This window comes from Gemmobacter megaterium (genome assembly GCF_900156815.1).
GTDB lineage: Bacteria > Pseudomonadota > Alphaproteobacteria > Rhodobacterales > Rhodobacteraceae > Wagnerdoeblera > Wagnerdoeblera megaterium.
The window spans coordinates 1-3204 of the sequence record NZ_FTOT01000032.1; the positions used below are offsets into that span (position 1 = coordinate 1).

Sequence of the window (3204 nt, forward strand, 5' to 3'; positions counted from 1 at the left end):
CTGTAGGTCGGGGGTGTAGGTCTGCTCATGTATCCCAGCTACCACGCTGGATTCATGAGATGAATCCCACACGGGATTTGTGCAACAGAGCCGGCTGTAGCGGAAACAGGTCTCGCTGACGCCGAACGCACGACAAGCCAGCGCGATGCTGACCCCCTTCGTCGCCACCGCCTTCTCGGCCAGCTCGCGGCGCTGAGCTGGCCGCGTCACTTTTTTCCCAGAGCCTCTCGCAGCAGATCAGCCTGCATGCTGAGATCGGCGAACATGCGCTTCAGTCGCCGGTTCTCGTCCTCGAGGGCCTTCATCTGGCTCACCATGGACGCATCCATGCCACCATACTTCGCCCGCCACTTGTAAAACGTCGCGCTGCTGATCCCATGCTCACGACACAGCTCCGGCACGGGCATCCCGCCCTCCGCCTGACGCAGCACACCCATGATCTGGGCTTCGGTGAAACGGCTCTTCTTCATCGGAATCTCCTCGTCCATCTTGCCGAGAAAATTCTACTTCCGCATCCCCTTAACCATGGGGAGGATTACCAAATGAGTAGGCGAAAGTCTCCCCAGCGCCGTTTGTAAACTCGGTCATTTCGCCGAAGAGATTGTATGTACGGTGAATTGTTCCCTCAATCGGGTCCGTCATTTCGACGAGACGTTCCAGTGCGTCATATTCGGCACTAGTAGCAATTCCCGTCTGATCGATTCTGCCTATGGGATTTCCAGCGGGATCATAGGTGATGCTGATCTCGCCCTGCGCAGGAATACCGCCAGAATCCGTTACAAAAACCGTCAGGACACGGCCAAGAGAGTCGTAGGTCCGATGGATCTGCCGCTCCATGGGGGTGCCAGACGCTTCCGCCCGGACCGTAGGATAACCCCTCGTATCATACGCCAAGGTTGTAACTGAACCGTCGGCATAGGCTATTTCATCGAGATTCCCCCGGATGTCATAGCCGTAGGCGGTCTCGTTCCCATTCTTGTCTATGCTCGATTCGAGCTGCCCTTCAGCGGTGTAGGTGAACAGCCTTTGCCCACCTTCGGCATCCTCGATCTTCAGCACGAGCCCGGTTGGATCGTATTCGTATTCGGTCTCGTAATTGCCGGGGTCGATCTTCAGAGTGACCTTGCTGAACACGGGCTCGTATTCGTAGCGGGTCGTGCGTTCGAGAGAGGTGCCTTCGGCTTCGGTCAGGGTAAGGATGTTGCCCCTGGTATCGTAGGTCATCTCGTCGCGGCGTGTGCCGCCCGGGAGGGACTCGTTGGGCCGGGTGATCGCCGTTACCAGGTCGTCCGCTTCGCGCTCCAGGAGGGTCACGCGGCCGATCGGATCTGTCGTCCTGACGATGGAGCCGAACTCGTTGACCTCGATTTCGGTTTCGCCTCCCTTACGATCCATGGCGACGGTGATCCGGTCCTCGGGCTTTACGAACTTCAGCGGCACCGCCGCGGCGCTGCCGAAGGCATCCACGAGGCCGATCGAGGCTCCGATCTGGGTACGGATCGAGGACCCATCTGGCAGCGTGGATCCGCTCAGCTTGCCGGTGGCATCGTAGCTGTAGCCGGTGGTGTTGCCGTTCTGGTTGGTGGTCGAGATCAGGCGGCCATTCGCGTCGTAGCCGAAGCTCACAGTCCCGCTTTCCGGCGAGGGTTCGGTGATGCTGGCGAGCGCACCGGCATCATCGTCATAGGTAAAGGACGTAACCCGCCCATCAGGATAGGTGATCGTGTCCAGCCGGCCGAGCAGCCCGTAGGCGAAGCTTGTCACGCCGCCTACCTGGTCGGTGACGGTCGAGAGTCGGCCATCTACATCATAGGCGAACGCGCGAGTGTTCCCCTGGGGATCGACCTCTGCGGTCTGACGGCCATCCTCGTCGAAAACGACGACGTTGCCGTCCTTGTAGCGCCGCTCCCAGCCTCCGCCCGGCAATGCCGTGAGCTCGGAAAACTCCCCGGCTCCTGCGACGAACTTGCCCGATGCCGACGGTCTGGAGAAGTGGACGCTTGTCGAGAACCGTTGGGCGGAAACAAGGTCGAGACTGCCGTCGCCATCGATGTCAGCGAACGCCATATCTTCGATGCTGTAGTCCACGAGACCTTCCTCGAAAGGCTGGAAGGTGCCATCGCCATTGCTGACATAGACGACGACGGTATCACCGCCGGAGGCCACGATGTCGGGCAGCCCATCCCCATTTGCGTCGACCGCATGGACATACATTGCTGTCGTTGCCGCGGGCGGCCTCGCAAGCCCGACACCGGCAAGGAACGTCCTGCCAGTCGTATTCGCGTTGAGATAGACGGTGATGTTGTCCGTGCCGGACCAGACGATATCGAGTTTTCCATCGCCGTTGAAATCCGCCAGCTGGAAGTACTTTCCCAGTCGGTTGATCGGAGAAGGACCTATCGCAGGGCTGGAGACCACTGTGACGAAGGTGCGGGGCGATGTCTGAAACAGGAACGTGGTCGCGCCGGACGTCAGCCGCCAGGCGATATCGAGCTGGCCGTTTCCATCGATATCGCCAATCTCGAATTGGACAGGAACGCCGAGCTGGGACCGGTAGTTGGCCCTGACCGGAGCTGCCAATCCTGTCGGGCTTCCGTAGGCCACCTGGACTTCATTGTCGACCAGGCTGGTCCGGTTCAGAAACAGGAAATCTTCGTAGCCGTCGCCGTCAATGTCGATGATGGCGACATCGGTGGCGGTCATGCTGGTGGCTAGAATCGTGACGTCCGAGAGATTTCCGAACCCGTCGTTCAACAGATATCCGACGCGATCTTCGACCTGCAGGCCATAGCCGAGATCCGGGATGCCTTCGCTCCCCAGTTCCCCGGCGACAAGTCCGATCAGATTGGGCGTATACACGCCGGACGGTGGCACCGCGTTGGGAGCGGCGAACACGAATTCGCGGTCATAGACCATGTCGCGGCCACCGAGCCCGCGCACAATCCGCGCACTTCCTGTTCCGCTCGAGCCGTAGGCGACATCCAGAAGGCCATCCCCGTCGAGATCTGCAATCGCGACCCCTTGCGTCCCGACGCTCGGGAAGACCAGCGGATCGCCATCGAATTCCGTGAGCGTCGGCTGCGGGTTGAATGTCGAGACGCCCTTGTCAGGCATTGTTGCAGAAGTCCGGCTGCGGCCAGACGCGCCCCTTTCCCCGTTGGGTTCAGGCCACGCGTTCAATCTCGGCAGTGCCGAGTGCATTGA

The 3204-nt window shown here is 60.3% G+C and carries 1 protein-coding gene and 1 pseudogene; both read right to left on the reverse strand.

Features of this window, described 5'->3' with window-relative positions; genetic code table 11:
- Positions 1 to 93 precede the first annotated feature (93 nt).
- A pseudogene (locus BW970_RS20105) lies at positions 94 to 470 on the reverse strand (transposase); the annotation flags it as partial.
- Between the two features lie 49 nt (positions 471 to 519).
- Positions 520 to 3114: an FG-GAP-like repeat-containing protein gene (locus tag BW970_RS20110; RefSeq protein WP_076534725.1), complete on the reverse strand. Its 2595-nt coding sequence runs from the start codon at positions 3112 to 3114 to the stop codon at positions 520 to 522.
- Positions 3115 to 3204: the final 90 nt, after the last annotated feature.

Coding starts and splice junctions, on each gene's coding strand:
- BW970_RS20110 (WP_076534725.1), bottom strand. CDS start 3,114: ATGCCTGACAAGGGCGTCTCGACATTCAACCCGCAGCCGACGCTCACG.